Annotated in this window: 24 protein-coding genes; 11 read left to right on the top strand and 13 right to left on the bottom strand. The window is 74.1% G+C overall.

Annotation, left to right across the window (positions count from 1 at the left end; all coding sequences use genetic code 11):
* The coding region (locus tag VGD85_RS07450) for a dihydrolipoamide acetyltransferase family protein (RefSeq protein WP_331062815.1) at nt 1-809 on the top strand (809 nt) is incomplete at its 5' end.
* 206 nt (nt 810-1,015) lie between these two features.
* Entirely contained in the window at nt 1,016-1,963 is a 948-nt protein-coding gene (locus tag VGD85_RS07445; RefSeq protein WP_331062814.1) for a DUF2804 domain-containing protein, read from the top strand.
* A 9-nt stretch (nt 1,964-1,972) separates the two neighbouring features.
* On the opposite strand, the gene VGD85_RS07440 is transcribed toward VGD85_RS07445, so the two are convergent.
* From VGD85_RS07440 to VGD85_RS07430, 3 genes are all read right to left on the bottom strand, one after another.
* Nucleotides 1,973-2,848 carry a patatin-like phospholipase family protein gene (locus tag VGD85_RS07440; RefSeq protein ID WP_331062813.1) on the bottom strand — a complete coding sequence of 292 codons (876 nt, stop codon included), beginning with the start codon at nt 2,846-2,848 and terminating at the stop codon, nt 1,973-1,975.
* Between the two features lie 28 nt (nt 2,849-2,876).
* Nucleotides 2,877-3,695, bottom strand: a complete 819-nt coding sequence (locus VGD85_RS07435) for an SDR family oxidoreductase (protein WP_331062812.1) — start codon at nt 3,693-3,695, stop codon at nt 2,877-2,879.
* 106 nt (nt 3,696-3,801) lie between these two features.
* A complete protein-coding gene (locus VGD85_RS07430; RefSeq protein WP_331062811.1) occupies nt 3,802-5,325 on the bottom strand; it encodes a carboxyl transferase domain-containing protein in 1,524 nt (507 codons plus the stop codon).
* Here VGD85_RS07430 and VGD85_RS07425 point away from each other — a divergent pair.
* Nucleotides 5,312-5,947 carry a nitroreductase family protein gene (locus tag VGD85_RS07425; RefSeq protein ID WP_414690774.1) on the top strand — a complete coding sequence of 212 codons (636 nt, stop codon included), beginning with the start codon at nt 5,312-5,314 and terminating at the stop codon, nt 5,945-5,947. The two genes, VGD85_RS07430 and VGD85_RS07425, sit on opposite strands and share 14 nt — an antisense overlap.
* Here VGD85_RS07425 and VGD85_RS07420 read toward each other — a convergent pair.
* The 5 genes from VGD85_RS07420 to VGD85_RS07400 form a co-directional block, all read right to left on the bottom strand.
* Complete coding sequence (locus VGD85_RS07420; protein WP_331062809.1) at nt 5,936-6,931, bottom strand: NAD-dependent epimerase/dehydratase family protein; 996 nt, start codon at nt 6,929-6,931, stop codon at nt 5,936-5,938. The two genes, VGD85_RS07425 and VGD85_RS07420, sit on opposite strands and share 12 nt — an antisense overlap.
* A 151-nt stretch (nt 6,932-7,082) precedes the next feature.
* The gene (locus tag VGD85_RS07415; protein WP_331062808.1) at nt 7,083-8,579 is read right to left on the bottom strand and encodes a M1 family metallopeptidase; all 1,497 of its coding nucleotides are present in this window, start codon (nt 8,577-8,579) and stop codon (nt 7,083-7,085) included.
* Nucleotides 8,576-9,142, bottom strand: coding sequence for an RNA polymerase sigma factor (locus VGD85_RS07410; protein WP_331062807.1), 567 nt, complete (start codon nt 9,140-9,142; stop codon nt 8,576-8,578). Before VGD85_RS07410 ends, VGD85_RS07415 begins: the two co-directional genes overlap by 4 nt.
* Nucleotides 9,143-9,205: 63 nt before the next feature.
* Nucleotides 9,206-10,021: an ABC transporter permease gene (locus tag VGD85_RS07405; RefSeq protein ID WP_331062806.1), complete on the bottom strand. Its 816-nt coding sequence runs from the start codon at nt 10,019-10,021 to the stop codon at nt 9,206-9,208.
* Nucleotides 10,018-10,935: an ABC transporter ATP-binding protein gene (locus VGD85_RS07400; RefSeq protein ID WP_331062805.1), complete on the bottom strand. Its 918-nt coding sequence runs from the start codon at nt 10,933-10,935 to the stop codon at nt 10,018-10,020. The genes VGD85_RS07405 and VGD85_RS07400 overlap by 4 nt, the downstream gene beginning before the upstream one ends.
* Nucleotides 10,936-11,058: 123 nt before the next feature.
* Between VGD85_RS07400 and VGD85_RS07395 the strand changes: the two genes are divergently transcribed.
* A complete protein-coding gene (locus tag VGD85_RS07395; protein WP_331062817.1) occupies nt 11,059-12,525 on the top strand; it encodes a serine/threonine-protein kinase in 1,467 nt (488 codons plus the stop codon).
* A gap of 95 nt (nt 12,526-12,620) precedes the next feature.
* Here the strand turns inward: VGD85_RS07395 and VGD85_RS07390 are convergent, their stop codons facing one another.
* Nucleotides 12,621-13,211 (bottom strand): TerD family protein, encoded by a 591-nt coding sequence (locus VGD85_RS07390; protein ID WP_331062804.1) that lies wholly within the window; start codon nt 13,209-13,211, stop codon nt 12,621-12,623.
* A gap of 10 nt (nt 13,212-13,221) precedes the next feature.
* Entirely contained in the window at nt 13,222-13,881 is a 660-nt protein-coding gene (locus tag VGD85_RS07385) for a hypothetical protein (protein WP_331062803.1), read from the bottom strand.
* Nucleotides 13,882-13,973: 92 nt separating this feature from the next.
* Between VGD85_RS07385 and paaN the strand changes: the two genes are divergently transcribed.
* The 4 genes from paaN (at nt 13,974) to VGD85_RS07365 (ending at nt 20,367) form a co-directional block, all read left to right on the top strand.
* A complete protein-coding gene (gene paaN, locus VGD85_RS07380) occupies nt 13,974-15,659 on the top strand; it encodes a phenylacetic acid degradation protein PaaN (protein ID WP_331062802.1) in 1,686 nt (561 codons plus the stop codon).
* A gap of 131 nt (nt 15,660-15,790) precedes the next feature.
* Complete coding sequence (locus VGD85_RS07375) at nt 15,791-17,221, top strand: DHA2 family efflux MFS transporter permease subunit (protein WP_331062801.1); 1,431 nt, start codon at nt 15,791-15,793, stop codon at nt 17,219-17,221.
* A gap of 65 nt (nt 17,222-17,286) precedes the next feature.
* Nucleotides 17,287-18,831 (top strand): GDSL-type esterase/lipase family protein, encoded by a 1,545-nt coding sequence (locus VGD85_RS07370; protein ID WP_331062800.1) that lies wholly within the window; start codon nt 17,287-17,289, stop codon nt 18,829-18,831.
* A gap of 9 nt (nt 18,832-18,840) precedes the next feature.
* Entirely contained in the window at nt 18,841-20,367 is a 1,527-nt protein-coding gene (locus tag VGD85_RS07365) for an amidohydrolase (protein WP_331062799.1), read from the top strand.
* Here VGD85_RS07365 and VGD85_RS07360 read toward each other — a convergent pair.
* Nucleotides 20,350-21,246, bottom strand: coding sequence for an SGNH/GDSL hydrolase family protein (locus tag VGD85_RS07360; RefSeq protein ID WP_331062798.1), 897 nt, complete (start codon nt 21,244-21,246; stop codon nt 20,350-20,352). The genes VGD85_RS07365 and VGD85_RS07360 overlap by 18 nt on opposite strands.
* 33 nt (nt 21,247-21,279) lie before the next feature.
* Between VGD85_RS07360 and VGD85_RS07355 the strand changes: the two genes are divergently transcribed.
* Entirely contained in the window at nt 21,280-22,236 is a 957-nt protein-coding gene (locus VGD85_RS07355) for a cation diffusion facilitator family transporter (protein ID WP_331062797.1), read from the top strand.
* An 8-nt stretch (nt 22,237-22,244) separates the two neighbouring features.
* On the opposite strand, the gene VGD85_RS07350 is transcribed toward VGD85_RS07355, so the two are convergent.
* Together VGD85_RS07350 and VGD85_RS07345 are read right to left on the bottom strand one after the other, a co-directional pair.
* Nucleotides 22,245-22,895, bottom strand: a complete 651-nt coding sequence (locus VGD85_RS07350) for a response regulator transcription factor (protein WP_331062816.1) — start codon at nt 22,893-22,895, stop codon at nt 22,245-22,247.
* Nucleotides 22,892-24,148, bottom strand: coding sequence for a sensor histidine kinase (locus VGD85_RS07345; RefSeq protein ID WP_331062796.1), 1,257 nt, complete (start codon nt 24,146-24,148; stop codon nt 22,892-22,894). The genes VGD85_RS07350 and VGD85_RS07345 overlap by 4 nt, the downstream gene beginning before the upstream one ends.
* A gap of 107 nt (nt 24,149-24,255) precedes the next feature.
* Between VGD85_RS07345 and VGD85_RS07340 the strand changes: the two genes are divergently transcribed.
* Nucleotides 24,256-25,017 carry an ABC transporter ATP-binding protein gene (locus tag VGD85_RS07340; protein WP_331062795.1) on the top strand — a complete coding sequence of 254 codons (762 nt, stop codon included), beginning with the start codon at nt 24,256-24,258 and terminating at the stop codon, nt 25,015-25,017.
* Nucleotides 25,014-25,445 (top strand): FtsX-like permease family protein (locus VGD85_RS07335; protein WP_331062794.1); only part of this gene is annotated, 432 nt, incomplete at its 3' end. The genes VGD85_RS07340 and VGD85_RS07335, both read left to right, overlap by 4 nt.

The raw sequence follows: 25,445 nt of genomic DNA, 5'->3' as shown, positions 1-25,445 counted from the left end.
CGGGCCCGAACGGCACCGTGTCGCGCGAGGACGTGCAGTCGGCCGCGGAGGGCGCGCCCCTCGGTGGTCGAGTAGCCGCCGAGGAACGAGGCGGCGTATCGAGACCAGGCGCCGACGAGTGGCGCGAGCCGATCAAGGGCGTGCGCAAGATGATGGCCGGCGCGATGGTGCAGTCGGCGTTCACCGCCCCGCACGTCACCGAGTGGGTGACCGTCGACGTGACCCGCACGATGGAGCTGATCGAGCGGCTGAAGGGTCGCCGCGAGCTCCGGGACGTCCGGGTGTCGCCGCTGCTGGTCCTGGCGCGCGCGTGCCTGCTCGCGATGCGGCGTACGCCCGAGATCAACTCGTTCTGGGACGAGGCGGCCCAGGAGGTCGTCTACAAGCGCTACGTCAACCTCGGCATCGCCGCGGCGACGCCGCGCGGACTCGTCGTACCCAACGTCAAGGACGCCCAGGACCTCTCGCTGGTCGAGCTGGCCGGGGCGCTGGGGGAGCTCGTGGACACCGCCCGGGCCGGCAAGACCCAGCCCGCGGAGATGGCCGGAGGCACGTTCACGATCACCAACGTCGGCGTCTTCGGCGTCGACGCCGGCACGCCGATCATCAACCCCGGCGAGTCCGCGATCCTGTGCTTCGGCGCGATCAAGAAGCAGCCGTGGGTGGTTGGTGACGAGATCGTGGCTCGCGACGTGACCACGCTGGCGCTGTCCTTCGACCACCGTCACATCGACGGCGAGAAGGGCTCCCGGTTCCTCGCCGACGTCGCCGCGATCCTCGAGGACCCCGCCACCGCGCTGCTGTACTGAGCACCGCCCAGCCCGAGCTCGCGCGGGCTGGGATCCCGGTGCCAGATCGAGTAGCGACGCGACCGACGGAGGAGGTCGCGGGGAGCGTATCGAGATCGGCTCGGCTGCGGGTTTCACCGGTCGGCCGGTGAAACCCGCACGACACGCCGGGGCGCATCGGCGTGTCGTGCGGGTTTCGGCTGACAGGTCACCGGTAGACGGGTGTCGTGGAGCGCGAGATCACCGAGCCCGTCGACCTGTGCCTGCCGAACGGGCGGCTGCACCCGGACGCCGTCGGGTGGTCGCGCACCCCGCTGCACCGGGCGAACCTGCGCGGCTGGGGCCGGGCCAAGCGCTGGGAGTACTGGGGCGTGGTCACGCCCCGGCTGTGCCTCGGCGTCGTCGCGTCGTCGCTCGACTACGCCGGGGTGTGCTCGGTGTGGGTGCTCGACCGCGAGACCGGCCGCACCTGGTCGCACGAGGAGGTGCCGCCCCTCGCGCGGGGCGTCTCCCTCCCGGACCGCGTCGGCGGGCACGCGCTCGTCGAGGCCGGCCGGCTGCGGATCGAGCTCGACGGGTCCGCGGTCCGGGCGAGCGCGCCGCAGATCGAGGTCGACCTCACGGTCGGCGCGGGCGGCGAGTGCCTCGGGGTGGTCGCGCCGTGGAGCAGCCGGCGCTTCCAGTACACCGTCAAGGACGTGGCCCGGCCGGCCACCGGGCGCGTCACGCTCGACGGCACGGCGTACGACGTCGCTGAGGGCTGGGCGGTCCTCGACCACGGCCGCGGCAAGTGGCCCTACTCGATCACCTGGAACTGGGCGGCCGGGTCGTCGGAGCGGGTCGGCGTCACGCTCGGTGGAAAGTGGACCGACGGCACCGGCTCGACGGAGAACGCGCTGTTCGTCGACGGCCGCGCGCACAAGATCTCCGAGGACCTGGTCTGGGAGTACGACCGCGCCGACTGGCGGCGGCCGTGGCGGATCCACGGGCCACGGCTCGACGCCACCGTGACGCCGTTCCACGAGCGCGCGGACCGCACCAACCTCGGGATCGTCGCCAACGAGACGCACCAGTGCTTCGGGCACTGGTCGGGGTGGGCCGCCACCGACGACGGCGAGCGGGTGTCGCTGGACGGGCTGGTCGGCTGGGCCGAGGAGGCCCGCAACCGCTGGTGATCGTGCCGCTCAGTGCCCGGCGGCGTCGAGCGCCTCGGCGGTCAGCGTCCGGCCGAGCTCGATCATCTCCGCGGCCCGGTGGAACTCCAGCGACCGCGCGGCGCCGACCGGCACGGTGACGAGTACGTCGGGTGGCAGCCCGGCCATCCGGTAGCGGCTGATCAGCCCCTGCATCGCGTCCATGGACAGCCCCATGACCTCGGAGATCCGTACCTGCTCCAGCATGCTGGGCGGCTCCGGGTCCGCGGTGCGCCCGACCGTGCGGCGTACCCGCTCGACGAGCTCCTCGCGCCAGGTCGGCGCCGCCGGCTCCCGGGCGGGGGTGGCGGGCTCGCGGGCGGTGCGGGCGCCCTGGAGGGAGATCGCGATCGTCAGCTCGGCCGCGGACGCCGCGGTGGGCTCGATCGGCACCGGGTTCATCAGGCCACCGTCGGCCAGCAGCCGGCCGTTCATCTCGACCGGGGTGATCACGCCGGGGATCGCGATCGACGCGCGCATCGCGGAGAGCAGCGGCCCGCGCTGGAACCACACCTCGCGGCGGGCGTGCAGGTCGGTGGCGACCGCGGTGAACGGGATCGGCAGGTCCTCGATCTGCTGGTCGCCGACGAGCTCCCCGACCTCGGCGAAGATGCGGGCGGCGGCGATCGCGCCCGGCGCCGACCACTTCGGGTCGAGCAGGCGGATGAGGTCGCGCTGGGTGAGCGTCAACGCCCACTCGGTGTAGGCGTCGAGGCACTCCGCGGCGGCCAGGCCGCCGACGAGGGCGCCCATCGAGGAGCCCGCGATCGCGACGATCTCGTGACCGCGGGCCCGGATCTCCTCGATCGCGCCGATGTGCGCGTAGCCGCGCGCCCCGCCGGAGCCGAGGGCGAGGGCGACGCGCACGTGTCCGAGAGTACGGCGCGCCGCGCGCTCACGCCTCGATCGGGCCGACCTCCCAGCCCTCGGGCGCGATCGGGTGCAGCATCGCGTCGGTGCCCCCGTCGACGAACAGCACCGCGCCGACGATGCTGGCCGCGGGCTCGGAGAGCAGGAAGCAGATCGCGGCCGCGACCTCCTCGGGCCGGCAGGTCCGCCCGATCGCGGTCGGGTAGGAGTCGACCGCCGGGCCGAACACCGGGTCGGCCCGCATCTCCTCGACCATCGGGGTCTCGGTCGCGCCCGGGGCGACGGAGTTGAGCCGGATGCCGGCGCCGGCCCACTCCGGCTTCACGCCCTCGCGCCGGGCCCACCACGCCAGCGCGGCCTTGGTCGAGGGGTAGACCATCACCGAGTCGACCTTGCCGGCCTCCGCGCGCGCGAGCGCCTCGTCGTCGCGCAGGCAGGCCTGGGCGACCGGTGCGTTCCAACCGGGCATGCCGGTGATGGAGTTCGACGCCAGGAACACGACGCCCGCGCCGCCCTCGGCCGCACCCGCCGCGAGCTCGGGACGCAGGCCGGCGACGAGCGCCTGCGCGCCGAAGAAGTTCACCGACACGACCAGCTCGGAGTCGACGCCGGTGTGACCGGCGATCCCTGCCGCCGGCACCAGCCCGTGCAGCCGGTCGGTGAGGGCGCGTACGCCGGTCACCGCCTCGGCGCGTCCTCCGGGTGTGGACAGGTCGGCGGTGACCTCGACCCCCTCGGCCGGGGTGCGGTCGATCCCGATCACCCGGTGCCCCTGCTCGCGCAGCAGCCCTGCGGTCGCTGCTCCGATGCCCGAGGCGGCCCCGCTCACGGCGTACGTCTTCACCGCGCAACTGTAACGCGTTCTAGGTCGGCGTCCGTCGCTTGTAACGCGGGGTCCTGGGATCTAGGCACCCCCTTGTAAGGGGGTTCCTAGATCCACTAACCCCGCGTTACAGCTGGGGGGTGAGCGGCCCCGCGTAACGGCGGGCCCGGTCGGCGGGGGTGCCGGGGCCGGCGTCGAGGAGCGCGGCGAGCTCGTGCTCGAGGACCGAGCCGACCCGCTGGCAGAACGCCTCGGGCTCGTCGGCGGCGTCGGGCAGCTCGGCCACGATCCGGTCCACGATGCCCAGCCGGCGCAGGTCCAGCGCCCGGACCTGCTGGCTGTGCGCCATCTCCGGGGCGTGGTCGAGGTCGCGGTGCACGATCGCGCTCGCACCCTCGGGCGGGAGCGGGGAGAGCCAGGCGTGCTGCGCGGCGATCACCCGGTCGGCCGGCAGGAACGCCAGCGCGCCGCCGCCGCTGCCCTCGCCGAGCATCAGGCACAGCGTCGGGGCCTTGACCGTGACCAGCTCGTTGAGGCAGCGGGCGATCTCGCCGGCCATGCCGCCGTTCTCGGCGTCCGGCGAGAGCGCCGCCCCCTGGGTGTCGATCACGGTCAGCAGCGGCAGTCCCAGCTCGGAGGCCAGCCGCATCCCACGCTGCGCCTCGCGCAGCGCCTCCGGGCCCATCGGGTGCTCCGCGGTCTGGCCGCGCCGGTCCTGCCCGAGGAACACGCACGGCGCCTCGCCGAACCGCACCAGCGCGAGCAGCAGCCCCGGGTCCTGCTCGCCCTGGCCGGTGCCGTTGAGCGGGATCACGTCGCTGGCGGCGTACTTCAGCAGCCGGCGTACGCCGGGCCGGTCGAGCCGGCGCGACCGGGTGACGGCGTCCCAGGTCTCGACCTCCGGCAGCGGCGTCAGCGGCACGGGCGCGGGGACCGGCCGGATGCCGTGGCGCGGCGCGAGCAGGATCTCCAGCGCGCGGTCGAGGATGCCGGCGATCTCCTCGGGAGGTACGACGGCGTCGATGATGCCCCGCGCGTAGAGGTTCTCCGCGGTCTGGATGCCGGGCGGGAACGGCTTGCCGTACAACGCCTCGTAGACCCGCGGCCCGAGGAACCCGACCAGCGCGCCCGGCTCGGCGACCGTCACGTGCCCAAGCGAACCCCAGGAGGCCATCACCCCGCCGGTGGTGGGGTGGCGCAGGTAGACGAGGTACGGCAGCCCGGCCGCCTTGTGGGCCGCGACCGCCTCGGTGATCCGCACCATCTGCACGAACGCCGGGGTGCCCTCCTGCATCCGGGTGCCGCCGCTGACCGGCCCGGCGAGCAACGGCAGTCCCTCGCGGGTCGCCCGCTCGATCGAGGCCACCAGCCGGTCGGCCGCCGCGCGCCCGATCGAGCCCGCGAGGAACGCGAACTCGCCCATCAGCACCGCGACCCGGCGCCCGCGCATCCGGCCCTCGCCGGTGAGCACGGACTCGTCGGCGCCGCTCTTCTCGAACGCCGCGCGCAGGACGGCGGCGTACTCCTCCGAGACGCCGGTGCGGTCCGGCGGGGTGTCCCAGGAGACCCAGGAGTCTTCGTCGAGCACGAGGTCGATCAGCTCCGCGGCGGAGAGGCGGGCGGGCGTCGGCCCGGACGTGGCGGCGGTCACCCGCGCAGGGTACGGGAATAGCGCGCGGTGGCGGGCGGCTGCGTCCTGCGTGGCCCCGCCAGACCGCCCGGACCTGCATCCGCTCCTGCGCGACCGCCGCAGCGTGCGCACCTTCGACGCCGCGCACATGCTGGCCGACGCCGAGCTCGGCGCACTGCTCGACGCCGCCCGGTGGGCGCCGTCCGCCGGCAACTCCCAGCCGTGGGCGTTCCTCGTCGGCCGGCGCGGCGACGACGCGCACCGGCGCTTCGTGGCGCTGCTCGCGCCGAGCGTGCGCCGCTGGGCGCCGGACGCGTCGGCGCTGGTGTTCGCGCTGCACCAGGTCGCGTCCGGTCCCGAGCCGGAGGCGCTGCTCTACTCCGACTACGCGGCCTACGACCTCGGCCAGGCCGTGGCGCACCTGAGCGTGCAGGCCGGCGCTCTCGGCCTGTCGACCCACCAGTTCGCGGCGTTCGACCACGCCGGCCTGGCCTCGGCCTGCGGCGTCCCGCCGTACTGGTCGGTGACCACCGGGATCGCGGTGGGACGGGGTCTCGCCAGCGAGCTGGCGCCCCGCACCCGCCGGCCGCTGGCCGAGGTGGCGTACGCCGGGCGGTTCGGCGAGCCGGCGCTACCCGACTGAGGCCCGCCAGGCCGCGAGGACCTCGGCCTCCCGCGCCCCGGACATCCCGGTGACCGCGGCGTCGGGGGTGGCGCGCAGCCAGGCGAGCGTGTCGCGTGCGGTCTCCGCGAGCGGGCGCAGCGCCAGCCCGGCGGCGTACGACGGCTCCGGGTCGTGGGCGCACATGCCGTCGTAGTCCGGCCGCGGCAGCCACAGCGGCAGCGAGTCGGGACCGGACCACGGCGCCACGCCCTGCTCGGTCAGGAACTCCTGCGGCACCCACGTCAGGTCGACGTCGGCCCCGCACCCGGCCGCCACCGCCTCGAGGACGGCACGCATCGCGAGCACCTCGCCCACCCCGTCGTAGTCCCCTCCCGTGCGCTCCTCGGCCGCGGTCACGATCCAGGCCGCCAGGTCGCGCACGTCGATCACCTGCGTCCGGTCCTCGGGCCGGCCGGGGGCGAGCACCTCGCGGTCGCTCCCGGCCCGCGCCATCCGCGCCGGCCAGTAGGTGAACCGCCCGGTCGGGTCGCCCGGCCCGACGATCGGACCCGGCCGGATCACCGTCCAGGAGCCGGCACCGTCGCGCACGACCTGCTCGCACGCGACCTTCATCGGCCCGTAGGCCTCGGGGTCCTGCGCCAGGTCGACGTCCTCGGTGATCGGGTCGCGCAGCGGCAGTGTGCCGGGCCGCCCGCCCGGGGTCGACTCGTCGGCGTACACGTTGACGGTCGAGACGAACACCCAGTGGGCGTCGGCCCACGCGGCCACCGCGGCGCGCACCCACGAGGGACGGCGCGCCACGTCGACCACGGCGTCGTACGGCGCGGCCGCGAGCCCGGCCGGCACCGGATCGCCCCGGTCCCAGACGACCGGTTCGGCGCCGGCGGGCACCGAGCCCGACGTCCCGCGGTTGGCGCAGGTGACGTCGTGGCCGCGGCGTACCGCCTCGGCGGCGACGGCCCGGGAGAGGAACACGGAACCACCGAGGACGAGGAGCTTCACACGCGCAACCGTCACCGCTCCGCAGCGGCCAGGGCAAGGGGTTTCCGCTGAGGGCGGAGCGGCCCGAGTCGGCCCCACGCGTCACTTGGGTACCACTTGTCGGCCGAAACCCGCACGACACGCCGATGTGCCCCGGCGTGTCGTGCGGGTTTCACCGGCCGACCGGTGAAACCCGCTCCGGCGTCGTCGCCCCCCGCAACCACGCGTCGAAGAACCCGGTGAGGTCCTCGCCGGTCTGCTCGGTCCACCAGGTGGTGATCTTGTTGTAGTCGGCGTTGCCGTCCGCGTAGACGTCGGGCCAGGCCGCCACCAGCCGCCAGAACTCCTCGTCGCCGAGGCGCTGGCGCAGGTCGTCCCACATCAGCGCCGGGCCGTAGTAGACGTTCGATGCCGCGAACGCCTCGGGGTCATAGGCGGCCGGCGGCCCGGCCGCCGTGCGCTCCCGGGCCTCGACCGGCGCCCAGGAGTCCATGACGTCGGTGATGGAGACGCCTCGGTCCTGGGCCAGCCACGCGCCCTGGAGGAAGGTGGCCATGCCCTCGTTCATCCACACGTCGCGCCAGTCCTCCGGCGTCACGAGGTCGCCGTACCACTGGTGCGCGATCTCGTGCAGCAGCACCTCCGGCGAGGTCGCCGTCTGGGTGTCGCCGAGCGTGATCATCGTCTGGGTCTCCATGCCGCTCTCGGAGTCGACGACGAGGATCCCCAGCGTGTCGAAGGGGTAGCGGCCCAGGCGCGCCTCGAGCCACGCGAGCGCCGCGGGCGTCTGGCGCACCCGCTCGAGCAGGTCGGGCCGGTCCGACGGCGTCCAGTAGCTGATCGGCACGCCGGACTCCGACTCGTCGGTGGTCATCGTGAAGTCGCCGAACGCCGCCGTGACCAGGTACGCCGAGGCCGGCGAGTCGAGCCGCCAGCGCGTGACCGTGTCGCCCCCCGCGCGGGAGCGGTCGAGCAGCTCGCCGTTGGCGACGCCGACGAACGGCGCCGGCACCCGCAACGTGAAGTCGTAGAGCGCCTTGTCGGACGGCTGGTCGTTGACGGCGTACCACGTGTAGGCGCCGTACGGCTCCTGCATCGTCCAGGCCCCACCGTCGGGGGTCACCGTCCAGCCGGTCGTGGTGAAGTCGGAGCGTCGCACCGGCGCCGGCACTGGCCGCGGCCGGCCGGAGTAGCGGACGACCAGCGTGTGCTCGGAGTCCTGCTTGACCGGCTCGTTCACCACGAGGTCCTTGCCGCGGTGGCGGTACGCCGCGGCCGCGCCGTCGAGCCGGACCCGGGAGACCCGGAGCGGGTCGGCGAGGTCGAGCTGGAACCGGTCGGCGTCGGCGGTCGCCCGCAGCCGCACGGTCTCGGTCCCGTCGAGCGTCCGCGACGCCGGGTCCCACGAGAGCCGGAGGTCGTAGTGGAGGGTGTCCACCCCGGGGTCGCCGACGTCGGGGTAGACCCGGTCCTCGACCGGAGTGCTGTAGCCCTCCGCCCGGGCGCTCGGCCCCTGACCCGAGCCTCGGGGACCGGCGGTGCCGCCGCCGTCCGTGCCGGTCGACGGGACGGGGGAGACCTGCGGCGTCGGCTTCGGGGGCGCGTCCTGCTCCGACGTGCAGGCCGCGAGGAGGAGCGCCGACGCGAGGAGGGCGGCCGCAGCTCTCATTCACCACCTCGCAGGAGGGGTCTCGCGAGCCGCCGGCCGTGGTGGATCTGCGCCTTCACGGTGCCCAGCGGGGCGCCGACCAGTTGCGCGATCTCCTCGTAGGCCAGCCCGTAGACGTCGCGCAGCAGCAGCGGCTCGACGTACTGCGGGTGGTCCTTCTCGATCGCCTCCATCGCCTCGAGCAGGTCCAGGCGGGTGCCCGCGATGACGCTGGTGGTGCGCGGGTCGGGCCGCTCCAGCGGGCCGTGGTCGAGCGGGTCCGCAGCGGCGGCCTGGTTCTTCAGCCGGCGGTACGTCGAGCGGGCGGAGTTGACCGCGACCACGTGCATCCACGTGGTGAACCGTCCCCTCCCGCCCCAGGAGCCGATCTTGCCGGCGATGTTGATCAGCGCCTCCTGACAGGCGTCCTCGGCGTCGGGCAGGTGCGGCAGCACCCCGCGGCACACGTTGAGCGCGCGCGGGCGGATCGCCGCCAGCAGCGCCTCCAGCGCGTCGCGGTCCCCGTCTTGAGCGCGCCGGGCGAGATCGTCGATCTCGTCCGGCGTGAGTGCGTCGGTCGTCACGCAGATCACCCTTCCCCGTTGCCAGAACGATAGTCAGGTGCCGGGGAAGGGTGATCGTTCGCACTACTTGACCTCGCTGCGCAGCACCGTCCACAAGCCGATCGCCAGCGGCAGCAGCAGCCAGACCGCGCCGGTGGCACCGAGCTGGGCCCACTCGTGGGCGCCGACCGAGCCGTCGAACAGCGCCCCCTGGGCGTAGTTGAAGTCCACCCAGCCCTGGATGTCGGCGAACCAGTCCTGTGCCTGGGCGAGCACCGCCGTGATCGTCGGGAGCACGAGGGAGTAGACGAAGTAGGTCACGATCGCGCCCGGGGAGTTGCGGATCAGCACGCCGAGCATGAAGCCGGTCATCATCCCGATGATGTTGGCCAGCACGATGTAGGAGAACTCGGTGAGCGAGACGTTCCAGATCGTGTCGGTGCCGGTGATCGCCGTGCCGACCACGTTGCCGGCCGCACCGATCACGCCGGCCAGCGCCATCGACACCACTCCGACGACGAGAGCGACGACCGCCTTCGCGGTGATCACTCGGCCGCGGTGCGGCACCAGGGTGAACGAGGTGAGCCCGTTGCGCTGGCTCCACTCGCCGGTGACCGAGAGGATCGCGATCATCGGCAGGATCACTGCCATCGGGAAGCCGAATGCGGTCGCGAACGACTCGTAGGTCAGCTCGTCGTCCGGGGCGAACAAGATCACGGCGGCGGTGGCGAGCACCGAGAGGATCCCGATGCTCGCGAGCAGCCAGAAGCCCGAGCGGGTGTCGAAGGACTTGCGTGCCTCGACGGCGACGAGCCGCGACATCGGGATCGGGGCCGGGGCCGCGCGGCCGATGCGGACGGACTCCTTCTCGTGCTCGTGCTCGAGGGTCAGGGTGGTCATGCTGCGGCTCCTTCGGAGATGTCGTCACGCTGGGTGTCTGCGGTGAGCTCGAGGAACATCTCCTCGAGGCCGGCGCCGTCGGCGGCGCGCAGCTCCACGAGCGGCACGCCGGCGCGCAGCGCGACCTGGCCGACGAACGCGGCGTCGGCCTCCACGCGCAGGGCGTCGGGGCCCGCGGTGCTGTCGGTGAACTCCAGGTCCGCGTCCACCAGGGCGCGGGCGAGGCCGTGCACGTCGGGGGTGCGGACGAGCGTCCCCGCGGAGGCGAGCAGCTCGGCCTTGGTGCCTTGGGCCACGATCCGGCCCTGGCCGATCACGACGAGGTCGTCGGCGATCACCTCGATCTCGTGCAGCAGGTGGGAGGAGAGCAGCACGGTGCCGCCCTGGTCGGCGTACCCGCGCAGCAGGTCGCGCATCCAGCGGATGCCCGCGGGATCCAGCCCGTTCGCTGGCTCGTCGAGGATCAGCACCTCGGGCTCGCCCAGGAGCGCGGTGGCGATGCCGAGCCGCTGGCGCATGCCCAGGGAGTAGTTCCGGACCCGGCGGCCGGCCTCGGCCGGGGTCAGGCTGACCATCTCGAGCATCTCGTCGACGCGGCGGGCCGGCAGGCCCATGGTGTGCTGGGCGATCCCCAGGATCTCCCGGCCGGTGCGCCCGGCGTGCTGGGCGGAGGCGTCCAGCAGCACGCCGACCTCGAGGCCGGGGTTGGGCAGGTCGGCGAACCGGCGGCCGCTCAGGTGGGCGGTGCCGGACGTGGCGGGCGTGAGCCCGACCATGATCCGCATGGTGGTCGACTTGCCGGCGCCGTTCGGGCCCAGGAAGCCGGTGACCCGCCCGGACCGGGCGGTGAAGCTGACGTCGTCCACGGCGGTGAAGCCGCCGTACGTCTTGGTGAGGGACTCGACTGTGATCATGGGTCAACCCTCGCGTCGGAGGGCCGTGCGGGGCATCGGGGAAGGGGCACCCGGCGTCCCTGACCCGACCCCGAAACCTTCTCAGGGTCCGACCCCGGTCCCTGACATGATGGGCCCGTGCCCATGCCCTCCCGTCTCGGCCGGTACGCCGTGCGCCGGCGGATCGGATCGGGTGGCTTCGCGACCGTCTGGCTCGCCTACGACGAGCAGCTGGACTCGCCCGTCGCGGTCAAGGTGCTCGCCGAGAACTGGACCGAGGACCAGGCCGTGCGGCAGCGGTTCCTCGAGGAGGGACGGTTCCTGCGGAAGGTGGAGTCGCCGTACGTCGTCACCGTCTACGACGCCGGCGAGCTCGAGGACGGGCGCCCCTACCTGGTGATGTCGTACGCCGATCAGGGCACGCTCGCCGACCGGATGGAGATCCTCGGGCTCACGCCCGGGCAGGCGCTGGAGGTGGTCCGCCAGGTCGGGACCGGGCTGCAGGCGCTGCACGTGCGCGGGGTGCTGCACCGCGACGTCAAGCCGGCCAACGTGCTGTTCCGCACCGTCGAGGTGGCCGGCCGGCACGAGGTCCGGGCGATGGTCGCCGACCTCGGCCTGGGCAAGGCGCTGGACATGTCGTCGCGGCTGACGATGATCGCGGGGACCCCGTCGTTCGTGGCGCCGGAGCAGGCCCAGGGGGAGCCGCTCGACCCGCGCGCCGACCAGTACTCCCTGGCCGCGCTCACCTACCTGATGCTCAGCGGCCGCTCGCCGTACGCCCACGCCTCGCTGGCCGCGGCGGCCGCGCCCGGCACGCCGCCGCCGCTGTCGACGCCCGAGCGGGTCTTCCCGAAGGCCGTGGAGTCGGTCGTGCTGCGCGGCCTCGCCCCCGATCGCGAGGACCGCTGGCCCGACGTCGCGGCGTACGTCGATGCGCTGGCCACCGCGCTCGGACCGGAGTCGGAGGTCGACCGCAGCGAGCCGTGGCTGCCGCTGGACCCCGACCTCACCCAGCCCGGCGCGCGGCCCAGCCCGCTGCCGCCCTCGCGTCCGCTGTCCGACCCGGTGCCGCCGCCGCGGCTCCGGCGGCGGATGCTCGCAGCGATCGCGGGACTGGTCGCGCTCCTGCTCGGTGCCGCCGCGGGCTACGCGGTGGAGAAGCGCGGCGACGCGGACGTCACCGTCAGCGACCGCACCGGCACGCTCTCGGTCACCGTGCCCGGCGACTGGGACGGCGCCCGGTCGACCCGCACCTGGAAGGCACCCGACGCCGGTGGGGAGTTCCCGGCCCTGTCCGTCGGCACCTCCGAGGACTGGACCGACGTCGGCTCGACCGAGCAGGGGGTGTTCCTCGGCATCCTGCCCGGTGACGAGCTGCCCGAGCAGGTCCCGCAGCACCCCGAGTGCCACATCGCGCAGGAGCCGGTCGACGACGTGATCGACGAGAACGCCACCCGCACGGTCGTCTACACCCGGTGCCCCGGCGGGATCACCGTGGAGCGGGTGGTCCAGCTCGCCGCCAACCGGCTGCTGTGGGTCCAGGTGCGCAGCGCCGACCGGGCCACCGCCAACGCCGTCCTCGACGACGTCGCGACCCACGGCTTCTGAGCGGCGGCTCGCTGGGGTGGGCCACGCACCAGACGTATCTGTCGTGGATCCCGCGGGCGGAGGAGCAGATACGTCAGGTACGTCGAGGGCCGGCCTCAGAGGAAGCGGGCCAGGGCGGCGCCGGCGTCGCTCGGCTTGGTCAGGCGCACCCCGGAGCCGATCGCGCGGAGCCGCCAGCGGTCACCGGCGCGGACCAGCTTGGCCATCACCACGCCGGTCTCGGGCACGCCGCCGGTCAGCGTGAGGCGGGCCAGCTCGACCGGCTCCTCGCCCTCGCCCTCCGGCTGGTCGCCCGCGATCAGCCGGCAGTAGGCGTTGTTGACCCACTCCAGCGTGTGGCCCTGGTAGCTGCTCACCACGAACACGATCTGGTCGACCGGGCCGTGGACCTTCGACAGGTCGACGGTGATCGCCTCGTCGTCGCCCGCGCCGCTGCCGGTCTTGTTGTCCCCGAGGTGCACGACCGAGCCGTCGCGGGTGGCGAGGTGGTTGTAGAACGCCAGGTCGAAGAGCTGCCCGCCGGCGAACTGCACCGCCGAGGCGTCCAGGTCGATGTCGGGGGCGCCGGTGCCGATGAAGCCCGCCGTACGCTCCTTGTCCCAGCCCAGCCCCAGCTGCAGCCGGGTGAGCGGGGTGCCGTCGGCAGTGACCAGGTCGAGCTCGTCGCCCGGGTGGAGTTCGATCACGCCTCCGAACCTACCCGCGGGCGCCCACCGGGAGCTTGCGGAGGCTGACCGCGACGTGCTCCATCAGGGCCTCCAGTCCGGGGACGTCGACGCCGCGGCCGACCACGCTCATCTCGAAGGTCGCCTGCTCCTGACCCGGGGCGGTGAACCAGCGGAACATGTTGTGCCGCTGGCGGCCGTTGCCGTCGCGGTAGGTGAAGTAGAGCTCGTCGGAGTCCTGGCTGACGATGTCGACGTCCTCGTAGCCGGCCTGCATCGCCGCGATCTTGTCCTGGACGAACTGGCTCGGCGTCCACCGCTGGTTCACGAGCTTGACCCGCAGGCTGTAGCCGCCCTCGGTCGGCTCGCCCAGCGGCCGCCAGCGGTACTCGTCCTGCGTGTCGGTCGTCGTGCGCACCCACCCCCGGGGCGCCTCGTAGCTCCACTGGAACAGCGGCTGGGTCCCGATCTTGTGGGCGCGGTAGACGAGGCCGGTGCTCAGCGGCGGGTACTCGATGTCGGGCGCGAACGTCGGCGGCGGGTCGATCGGGACCGACGGCGACTGCGCGGCCACCGGTACGGCGTGCGCGATCGTGCCCGGCTCGTCGTTGTCGAGGGTCCCGAGCCCGTACCCCGCGGCGGCGCCGAGCAGCGCGAGCGCCACCATCAGCCCGACCCACCGCACCCTCATGGCGCCCGAGGGTAGTCGCCCCTCGGGGATGTGACAGATCTGTGCCAGAGTGTGCGAGTTCTGTCACAACACTCGATCCCGGGAGAGCCGCCATGACCGAGACGATCGCTGGGACCAGCCCCGCGTCGCTGTTCGACCGGCACCGCGAGCGCCTCGACGCCGCGGTCGCCGCCTGCGCGAGCCGTGAGTACTACTCGGCGTTCGACGAGTCGCCGTCCCCGCGGGTGTACGGCGAGTCCGCGGCCGCCGAGGGCCGGGCGGCGTTCGAGGCGTGGCTCGGGTCGGCGTTCCCGCTCCGGACCCCGGGCGCAGAGGGCACCGTGGCCACCGAGCGCTCGCCGTACGGCCTCGAGCTCGGCGTCGCCTATCCGCGGGCTGTGGACGTCGACGCGCTGCTGTCGGCGGCGCGTGCTGGCATGAGGGCGTGGCGGGACGCGGGCCCGGACGGACGGACGGGGGTGTGCCTGGAGATCCTCTCCCAACTGCATACGCGCATCTTCGAGCTGGCCAACGCGGTGCAGCACACGAGCGGGCAGGCGTTCGTGATGGCGTTCCAGGCCGGCGGCGCGCACGCGCTCGACCGCGCACTGGAGGCGATCGCCTACGCGTGGACCGAGATGACCCGCACCCCGGCGACCGCGATCTGGGAGAAGCCCGGCCGGGGTGAGCCGCTGCGCATGGAGAAGACGTTCACCGTGGTGCCGCGCGGCGTCGCGCTGGTGATCGGCTGCAACACCTTCCCGACCTGGAACTCCTGGCCGGGGCTGTTCGCCTCGCTCGTCACCGGCAACGCGGTCGTGGTCAAGCCGCACCCGGCCGCCGTGCTGCCGCTCGCGATCACCGTCCAGGTGTGCCGCGACGTGCTCGCGGCGGCGGGGTTCGACCCCGACCTGGTCACGCTCGCGGCCGAGGCGCCCGAGGACCGCCTGGCCGCGACCCTCGCGGTGCGGCCCGAGGTGCGGCTGGTCGACTTCACCGGCGGCAACGCGTTCGGCGACTGGCTCGAGGCCAACGCCCGCCAGGCCGTGGTGTTCACCGAGAAGGCCGGCGTCAACAGCGTCGTGGTCGACTCGACCTCGGACTTCGCCGCGATGTGCCAGAACCTCGCGTTCTCGTTCGCGCTGTACTCCGGGCAGATGTGCACCGCCCCGCAGAACGTCTACGTCCCGGCCACCGGGGTCGCGACCGAGGACGGGGTGCGCTCGCCCGAGGAGGTCGCCGCCGGGATCGGCGCGGCCCTCGACCGGCTGCTCGGCGACGACGCCCGCGCCGTGGAGCTGCTCGGCGGCATCGTCAACGACGGGGTGCTGGCGCGCCTGGACAAGGCCGGCCGGGGGCACGTGCTGGTCGCGTCGCGCGAGGTCGCGCACCCGGCGTACGACGGCGCGGTCGTCCGCACGCCGACGATCGTCGGGCTGACCGCGGAGGACTCCGACGTCTACGAGTCCGAGTGCTTCGGCCCGGTCGCCTACCTCATCGAGACCGCCGGCACCGACCAGTCGATCGAGCTGTTCCGCGACACCGTGGTCGCCCACGGCGCGATGACGGCCGCGGTCTACTCCACCTCCGAGGAGGTCGTCGGGCAGATGCGCGAGGCGGCCCTCGAGGCCGGGGTGTCACTGTCGGAGAACCTCCTCGGCGGGGTGTTCGTCAACCAGTCCGCGGCGTACTCCGACTTCCACGGCACCGGCGCCAACCCGGCCGCGAACGCGTCGTACACGGACGGCGCGTACGTCGCGTCGCGGTTCCGCGTCGTCCAGTCCCGCCGCCACCTCTGATCGCGGCCGAGGTCGACCCGCCCGAAGGTTTCGGACGGGTCGGCGATGATTCGAGACTCCTGGGCCGGTCTGTCGATCTCGAAGCGTCCCATTCGTGGAGAGGGTGAGTCCCTGCCACCGAGGAGATCGAGATGACCGACCTGAAGAGCCGCTGGCTCGCGTTGTACGTGCTGTGTCTGGGCGACCTGATGATCGTGCTGGACTCCAGCATCGTGAACGTGGCGCTGCCCTCCATCCAGTCCGACCTGGGGTTCTCCCAGGACGCGCTGGCCTGGGTGGTCAACGCCTACCTGCTGACGTTCGGCGGGTTCTTGCTGCTGTCCGGGCGGCTCGGCGACCTGCTCGGCAACAAGCGGGTCTTCTTGGGCGGCGTCGTGTCGTTCACGACCGCCTCGGTCGCGTGCGGGCTGGCGCCGTCGGCCGGCCTCCTGGTGGCCGGCCGCGCCGTGCAGGGCCTCGGCGGCGCCGCGGTCTCGGCGGTCGCGCTGTCGCTGATCATGGGGCTGTTCTCCGACCCCGCGGAGCGGGCCCGGGCGATGGGCGTCTTCGGGTTCGTGATGTCCGGCGGCGGGGCCGTGGGCGTGCTGCTCGGCGGCGTGCTCACCGGCCTGTTCTCCTGGCACTGGATCTTCCTGGTGAACGTCCCGATCGGCGTCGGTGTCTGGCTCGCCGCGCGCCGCGTGCTGCCGGCCGACGACGTCGTCACCCAGCGGGTCCGGGTCGACGCGCTCGGCGCGGTCCTGGTGACCGCCGCCCTGATGCTCTCGGTCTACGGGATCGTCACCAGCACCTGGCTGCTGCTCGCCGGCAGCGCCGTGCTGCTCGCGGCGTTCGTGCTCTGGGAGTCGCGCACCGCGGCGCCCCTGGTGCCGCTGCGGCTGTTCGCGCTGCGCAACGTCGTGGTCTCGCAGGTCGTCGGCGTGCTCTGGGCGGCCGCGATGTTCGCGTGGTTCTTCCTCGCCGCGCTCTACCTCCAGCAGGTGCTGGGGTACGACGCGCTCGAGGTGGGTCTCGCGTTCGTCCCGACCAGCGTGGTGATGGCCTTCTGCTCGCTGCGGGTCTCCGACCGGCTCGTGATGCGGTTCGGCATCCGGCGGCCGCTGATGGCCGGCCTCGGCCTGGCCGCCGCCAGTCTGGCGCTGTTCTCCCGGGCGCCGGTGGACGGCAGCTTCGGCACCGACGTACTGCCCTCGATGCTGCTGCTCGGCGCCGGTGCCGGCATCGCGTTCAACCCGGTGCTGCTCGCCGCGATGGGCGACGTCGAACCGCACGAGTCCGGGCTCGCGTCGGGGGTCGTGAACACCTCGTTCATGATGGGCGGCGCGCTCGGCCTGGCCGTGCTCGTCAGCCTCTCGACGTGGCGCACCGACGCGCTGGCCGCCGACGGCACGGGCGACCTGGCCGCGCTCAACGGCGGCTTCCAGCTGGCGTTCGCCGCCGGAGCGATCGCGGCGCTGGGTGCGGCCGTCGTCGGCGGGCTGTTCCTGCGGCCCAAGCCGATGGCGGTTCCCGAGGTCCCCGAGCCCGTGGCGCTCGACGAGCTCAGCGCCGACCCCGCCTGAGCACGCCTGAGCCTGGTGGATCCGGGCCGAGGCCACCCTGGGGGTGAGTCGGTAGCCTCGGTCCGGTGGGCGTGCTCTCGCGGCTCGTGCGTCTGGTCGGTCCCAGCCTCGTGCTGCTCCTGGCCGCGGCGGGGCTGGCCATCCCCGCCGCGATCGCGCTGACGCCGCCTCAGGAGACCACCGTCGCCGGGCAGTACGTCGGCGTCGGCGCCGTGACGCCGACCGGCGGGTGGCTCGGGGACCTCGGGGACCTCGTCGACGACTGGCCGTGGACCTGGCCCGGGGCGGTCGCGGACGGGTCGCGTGGTCCGGCGCGGATCGAGCAGATCGGGAACACCACCGTGGATCTGGAGCGCGTGCAGGTGCGCGGTCCGCTCCGGCCCCAGCTCGAGCTCGGGCCGCTGGTCCGCACCCGCGCCGCCGAGCAGCTGCTCGATCCCGCGGAGCGCCCGGCGGCGCGGGACCGGGCCGTGCGGTCGGTCACGTCGGCGTTCCGCACCTGGTACCTGTGGGCGACCGCCCTGGTGATCGTGATGACGGTGGGGTTGGTGGCGCTGGTCATCGGGGGCCGCATCGTGGCGGTGCTGGCGAGGGCCCGTCGCCACCACGCCCACCTGACGGTCGCGCAGGTGTGGCAGCGCCACTCCCGACGGCTCGGGGCCGCGGCGGCGGTCACGCTCGTCGGGACCCCGGCGATCTGGCTCGGGGTCGGCGCGATGGCCCGCCACGACGCCAGCGCCGGGATCGCGGACGTCAGGTCCCTGCGCGACCTGGTGGGTGCCGCCCCGGTGACCCTCGAGGCGGCCGGCCCCTCCGTTACGGGCTACACCGGCGCCGTGATCGGCGACTCGCGCGCCTCCCGGATCGGCGGGCCACCGCTCCCGGAGCCCGGGCCGGGCGATGCGGCGTGCCGGCGCTCCACCGACTCGCTCGCCGCCCAGCTGACCCAGCTCTCCCCGCCGGACCGGGTGCTCAACCTGGCCTGCCCCGGGGCCACCATCGCCCGAGGCCTGCTCCACGAGCAGACGGTCGGCGGCCACGCCGTGCCGGCCCAGGTGTCCCGGCTCCTGGCCACCCGGGACCTGCGGTTCGTCGTGGTCATGATCGGACCCAACGACCTGGCCTGGACTGACTTCCTGCGCTACTGCTACGGCGTCCCCGAGTGCGACGACCGCTTCACCGAGGCCCAGTTCGACTACCGCCTGGCCCGGTTCGACCGCGACTACGGCGACCTCCTCGCGGCGCTCGCCGCCCTCCCCGGCAAGCCGCAGGTCGTCGTGGTGACGTCGTACGACGTGTTCGCGCCGGACGCGGACTGCGCCGACACCCAGGTCGAGGGACACCCCGGCCTGGACCCCGACAGCATCGCCCTGCTCGCCGAGCGCAACGCCGAGCTCAACGAAGTGCTGACCGCAGGCGCCACGGCGTACGACTTCAGCGTCGCCACCCCGCACCTCGCCACCCTCTGCCAGCCCGGCGACCCCGAGGTCGGCCGCGACCTGCAGGGCCTCGACGACCCCTACCCGTTCCACCCCACCGGGGTCGGCATGGTCCGGCTGGCCGCCACCGTGCTCGCCGCGATCGACCCGCCCGAGAGGCCGCCCCGTTAGCCTTCGCCGGTGAGCAACCTCCTGATCCGCAACGCCCGCCTGGTGCCGATCGGCGCGGGCGACGAGGTGTCGGACGGGCCGGTCAACGTGGCCGTCGAGCACGGGGTGGTCACCGCGGTCGGCCCGGGTGCCGAGCGGCCCGACGGCGCGGAGGTGCTCGACGCGGCCGGCCGGTGGCTGATCCCCGGACTCTGGGACCAGCACGTGCACCTGGGTCAGTGGACGCTGACGTCCCAACGGCTCGATCTCGCCCGCGCACATGCGCCCGAGGACGCGACCCGGGCGGTCGCGGAGCGGATCGCGGCGTACCCCGGCCAGCCGGTGATCGGCTGGGGCCACCGCTCGGCGGGCTGGGACCGGGAGGTCACGGTGACCGAGCTGGACGCGGTGTCGGGTGACACGCCGGTCGTGCTGATCAGCGGGGACGGCCACCACGCCTGGCTCAACACCTCGGCGCTGATGCACCTGGCGATGCCGGTGCGCGACTCGGTGGTGCGCGAGGCCGAGTGGTTCGCGACCTACCCGCGCCTGGTGACCCTCGTCGGCAGCGACGGCACCTCGCCGCAGGCCTACCGCCGCACGCTCGACGCGGCTGCCGCCCAGGGCGTGGTCGGGCTCGTCGACCTCGAGTTCGGCGGTGGCCGGGAGGAGTGGGCCGAGCGCTGGGGCCAGGGGTGCGACCGGCTGCGGATCCGCTGGGGCACCTACGCCGACACCCTCGACGACGTCGTCGCGGCCGGCCTGCGCACCGGCGACGTGCTGCCGGGTTGCGGGCCGCTCGCCACGATGGGGCCGCTGAAGATCATCAGCGACGGCTCGCTGAACACCCGCACCGCCTGGTGCTGCGAGCCGTACGGCGACGCCCACCGCCTGGAGTACCCCGCCGGGCAGCCCAACCTCGACGGCACCGAGCTCCGCGAGCTGCTCGGCCGTGCCCACGGCGCCGGCCTCGAGGTCGCGACCCACGCGATCGGCGACGCAGCGCTCGGCGAGGCGCTGGCGGCGTACGCCGACACGGGCGCCCGCGGCTCGATCGAGCACGCCCAGCTGGCCCGCCGCGAGGACGTGCGGCGGATGGCCCGGCTCGGCATCCGTGCCAGCGTGCAGCCCGCCCACCTCCTCGACGACCGCGACCTCACCGAGAAGGTCTGGGGGGCCCGGTCCGAGCGGTGCTTCGCGTTCCGCTGGATGGTCGAGGACGGCGTCGAGCTGGCCCTCGGGTCCGATGCCCCGGTCTCGCCACTGGACCCCTGGCTGGCGATGGCCGCGGCCGTGCACCGCAGCGCCGACGAGCGCGACCCGTGGCACGCCGAGCAGGCGCTGAGCGTCCGGGAGGCGCTCGCGGCGTCCGTCGACGGCCAGCCCACGGTCGGGCGGGGGTCGCGCGGCGACCTGGTGCTGCTCGACCGCGACCCGCTGCTGCGCGACCTCGACCCTGCGGACACCGCCGCCCTCGGGGCCGCCCTGCGATCGGCGGCCTCGGCGCTCACCGTCGTCGCCGGCCGCGTCGTGCACCGCTCAGCGGATCTGCTTTAGCACCGCCTCGGCGGCCGCCTCCTGCTCGGCCGCGAGCGGGTGGTAGGCCAGCGCCCGCTCGGCCGAGGTGATCCGGCCGTTGATCCAGGGGTCGGCCGCGCAGATGTCGTGGCCGGCGGTGCGCTCCCACAGGTCGACGTACTCGGCCCCGGCGTCCGCCGCGCCGGCCCGCACGGCGTCGTTGAGGCCCTGCGTCACGCGCTCGGCGAACGCGTAGTCGCCCGCGGCGAGCGGCAGCAGGTCGCAGCTGCCGGAGGCGGGCACGATGTGCGGGTAGCCCACGACGAGCACCCGCGCGTCCGGTGCCCGCTCCTGCACCGCCCGCACGACGCCCGCGACGTTGCTGTGGATCCGCAGGAAGGTGGACTCCAGGTCGCGATCCGCGAAGGAGTCTCGGCACGGCGCGCCGGTCGGGTCGGAGCGGCCCAGCTCCATGCACTGCCCGAGGACGCCGGCGAACAGGTGCTCGTCGTTGCCGCCGAGCCCGATCGTGACGAGGTCGGTGCCCCGGCGTACCGCGTTGATCTGCGGGGGCACGGTGCTGCCGCGCAGGCCGGTCTGCGGCGTCGTGACGTTCGCGGTCTGCGCGCCGCTGCAGCTGACGTCGGTGAGCTCGGTGCCGGGCATCGCCTCGGCGACCAGCGCCGGGTAGTTGACCCCGGAGCGCAGGCAGATCGTGCTCGTGTCGGTCGGCGGCACGAGCGGGGCGGCCGTGTAGGAGTCGCCCAGGGCGACGTACTGGTCGTAGTCCGTCGGTGCGGCCGCCGGCGACCCGGTCGTGCGGGCCGGCGCGGCGACGGGCTCGTCGCCGCCCTCCGCGCAGGCGGCGAGCAGGCACAGCAGGCAGGCACCCGCGAGGAGCAGCAGCGGTCGGCGCATGCCATGACGGTACGTCGGGGGTACAGGGCAGCCATGCCCACCATCGAGACCCCCGCGGAGCGGGAGAGCAGCGAGTCCCTGCTGACGGTGGTGATCGCGCTGCTGGCCAACGGCCTGCTCGCCGCCGCCAAGTCGTTCGCCGCCGCCGTCACCGGCTCGGCCTCGATGGTGGCCGAGGCCGCGCACTCGTGGGCCGACACCGGCAACGAGGTGTTCCTGCTGGTCGCCGAGCGCCAGGGCAACCGCCCGCGCGACGCCGACCACCCCCGCGGCTACGGCCGGGCGACGTACACGTGGTCGCTGGTCGCGGCGTTCGGGCTGTTCTCCGCCGGCGCGGTCGTCTCGGTCTGGCACGGGCTCACCGAGCTGGCCGGGGAGGAGGCCGACCCCAGCTACACGGTGAACTACGTCGTGCTCGGCATCGCGTTCGTGCTCGAGGGCATCTCGTTCGCCCAGGCCACCCGGCAGGTCCACGGCGCCGCTCGCCGGGTCGGCCTGCACCCGCTGCGGTACGTCTCGCGCACGTCGAACCCCACGCTGCGCGCGGTGTTCTTCGAGGACTTCGCCGCCCTGCTGGGCATCCTGCTCGCCGGCGGCGGGATCGCGCTGCACCAGCTCACCGGCGAGGCGGTCTTCGACGCGATCGGGTCGATCGCCGTGGGCGTGCTGCTCGGCTTCGTGGCGGTGTTCCTGATGCGCCGCAACATGGAGTACCTCCTGGGCGAGGGGATCAGCCCGCGGTTGCGATCCGAGGTGATCACCGAGCTGCTGGCCCATCCCCAGATCGAGCGGATCACCTACCTGCACGTGGAGTACGTCGGGCCGCAGCGGCTGTTCGTGGTCGCCGCCGTCGACCTGACCGGTGACGACCGGGAGGGGCACCTCGCCGTACGCCTGCGCGAGGTCGAGGCCGAGATCGAGCGCAACCCGACCATCGAGGACGCGATCCTCACCCTCGCCCCACCCGACGAACCCGCCCTCACCCCCTAGACCTCGGGTCAGCCGCGCAGGTAGGCGAGCACCGCGGAGACGCGGCGATCGGAGGCCGGGTCGAGGCGGAGCTTGGCGAAGATGTTGCCGACGTGCTTGCGCACCGCGGCCTCGCTGACGACCAGCGCCGCGGCGATCGAGCCGTTGGTGCGGCCCTCGGCCATCAGCGCGAGCACCTCCCGCTCGCGGTCGGTGAGCGCCGCGAGCCGCCCGTCGTCGTGGCGGCGCCCGAGCAGCTGGCGCACCACCTGCGGGTCGACCACCGTCTCCCCGTCGGCCACCCGGGCGACGCTGTCGAGGAACTCGCGCACGTGTCCGACGCGGTCCTTGAGCAGGTAGCCGACGCCGGCCCCTCCGTCGGGCGCGGTGGCGTCGAGCAGCTCGGGCACATAGGCCTCCGCGACGTACGCCGACAGCACCATCACCCCGATGCCGGGGTGCTCGGCGCGGAGCCGGGCCGCCGCCCGCAGGCCCTCGTCGGTATGGGTGGGCGGCATCCGGATGTCGGTGATCACCAGGTCGGGCAGGGCGTGGGCGGCATGGGCGAGCAGCGCGTCGGCGTCGGCAACCGCCGCGACCACCTCGTGCCCGGCGCGCTCGAGGATCGCCACCAGGCCCTCGCGCAGCAGCGCCGCGTCCTCGGCGAGCACGATCCTCAGGCCGGGCACGGGCACTCCATCCGCACCTCGGTCGGGCCGCCCTCGGGACTGGTCACCCGCAGCTGGCCCCCGAGCGCCTCGAGTCGCAGCGCCAGCCCGGCCAGGCCGCTGCCCGCGGCGCGGTCGACGTGCGCACCTCCGGCGCCGTCGTCGACGACGGTCAGCACCAGCGCCTCGCCCTGACGCCACGCGTGCACCTGTGCGTGCCGGGCCTGGGCGTGCCGGACCACGTTGGTGAGCGCCTCGCTCACCACGAAGTACGCCGCCGCCTCGACCGGTCCGGGCAGCCGCTGCCCGTCGAGACGGATGTCGACGCTCACCGGCACCGCCGACCGGTCGGCGACCTCGTGCACGGCCGCGGCCAGCCCGTGGTCGGCGAGCACCCGCGGGTGGATGCCGCGCACCGTGCCGCGCAGGTCGTCGAGCGCCTCCTCGGCCTGCCGGTGCGCGGCCCGGACCAGCTCGAGGCCGGGGCCCTCCGGCACGTCCAGCTCGGCGCGGCCCAGCGTCATCGTCAGGGCGACGAGCCGTTGCTGGACGCCGTCGTGCAGGTCGCGCTCGATCCGCCGCCGCTCGATCTCGAACGCGTCGACCAGCTCGACCCGCGAGCGGCGCAGGTCCGACACGGCGGCGGCGAGCTCGGCCTCGCGCGGGTCGAGCAGCAGCCGCGCCAACCCGGCCTGGGCGACCGCCACGACGCCGACGACGTACGCCGACACCGCGAGCGCCACCACCCCGATGAGCACCGCGAGCCACGCCTCGATGCCGGGGTCGACCCGCCACCCGAGGATCTGCATCCGGTCGACCTCCGTCAGCCACGGCGCGAGCAGCAGCGTGACGGGCACGGTCAGGCAGAACAGCAGCACCAGCAGGTCGACCACCCACAGCAGCGCGGCGAACAGGAACGCGTAGCCGACCTCGGCCCACGACACCGGCAGTCGCCGGCCGGCCGCGAGCCGCTCGCGCAGCGACATGCCGCTCGCCGCCCGGCCCTCCACCAGCGCGATGCGCCGCCGCTCGACGGCACCGAGCAGCCCGGTCAGCAGCGGCACGCTCGCCAGCACCAGCACGCCGACGACCAGGACCAGCGTGAGCGCACCGACCAACAGCGTGCAGAACAGCACCGTGAGTGCCACCAGCCCGAGCGGCACCGAGGTGAGCAGGTAGGCGAGTGACCGCCACGGCCACGCGGAGCCCAGGAACCGCCAGGGCTTCGCGCGCAGTGCGGTCCACGCGTCCGGGGTCCTGCTCATGCTCCGACCCTAGGACCGCCGGCGCCCCCGCGGGGTAGCGCACGCGCTACCCCTGGTGTCGCGTGCGGGCCAGCGACGCGGAGACCGATCGCCGGTTGCCTGGAGCCATGACCACCACGACCACCCCGCCACCCCTCGCTGCCCACCCGGTGGCCGTCGCGCTGGACGGCGTCACCCGGACCTACCGCTCCCGTGCCGGCGACGTGCACGCCCTGCGCGGCATCACCCACACCTTCGCCCGGGGCAGCTTCACCGCGGTGATGGGCCCCTCGGGCTCGGGCAAGTCCACGCTGCTGCAGGTCGCCGCGGGACTCGACCGGCCCACGACCGGCCAGGTCGCCATCGGCGGGCAGCCGCTGGGCCGGCTGGGGGAGACCGCGCTGACCCGGTTGCGGCGTACGTCGATGGCGTTCGTCTTCCAGGCCTACAACCTGCTCGACGCGCTGAGCGCCTTCGACAACGTCGCGCTGCCGGCCCGGCTCGCGGGCGCGCGGGTCGACCGTGCCGGGGTGATGGATGCGCTGCGCCAGGTCGGGCTCGAGGACCGGGCCCGGCGCCGGCCCCCCGAGCTGTCGGGCGGCCAGCAGCAGCGGGTCGCGATCGCCCGGGCCCTCTACGCGCGGCCCGAGGTGCTGTTCGCCGACGAGCCGACCGGGGCGCTCGACCGGGCCTCGGGGCGCCAGGTCCTCGAGCTGATGCGGTCCGCGGCGGACGACCGGGGGCAGACGGTCGTGATGGTGACCCACGACCCGCTGGCGGCGTCGTACGCGCACAGCGTGCTGTTCCTCGCCGACGGCATGGTCGTCGGTCGCCTCGACCGTGCGGACGCCACCCGGATCGCCGAGACGATGAGCGAGCTCGAGCGATGATGCTGCGGATCAGCGCGCAGACCGTGCGCCGGGCCTGGCAGCCGTACGCCGGCGCGTTCGTCGCGCTGGCCTGCGGGGTCGTCCTCATCGCGCTCGCCGTCACGACGATCGGCGCGGTGGACGCGACCGGCCGGGCCGGGGTGACGCCCGCCGAGCGCACCCAGCTCGACGACCTCTCCTCGATGCTCGGGATCATGTCGGCGGTCGCGCTGTTCATGGCGATGTTCGTCGTGGCCAGCACGTTCGGGTTCGTGGTCGCCGCCCGGCGGCGCGAGCTGGCGATGCTGCGGCTGGTCGGCGCGACGCCCCGGCAGGTGCGGCTGATGGTGCTCGGCGAGTCCGCGGCCGTCGCCCTCGCGGCCAGTGCGGTCGGCTGCCTGGTCGCGACGGCCCTGGCGCCGGCGTTCCTCGCACTGCTCCGGGCGCGC

It is taken from the genome of Nocardioides sp., assembly GCF_036401255.1.
Taxonomy (GTDB): domain Bacteria; phylum Actinomycetota; class Actinomycetes; order Propionibacteriales; family Nocardioidaceae; genus Nocardioides.
This window is presented reverse-complemented; position numbering and strand designations above follow the sequence as displayed.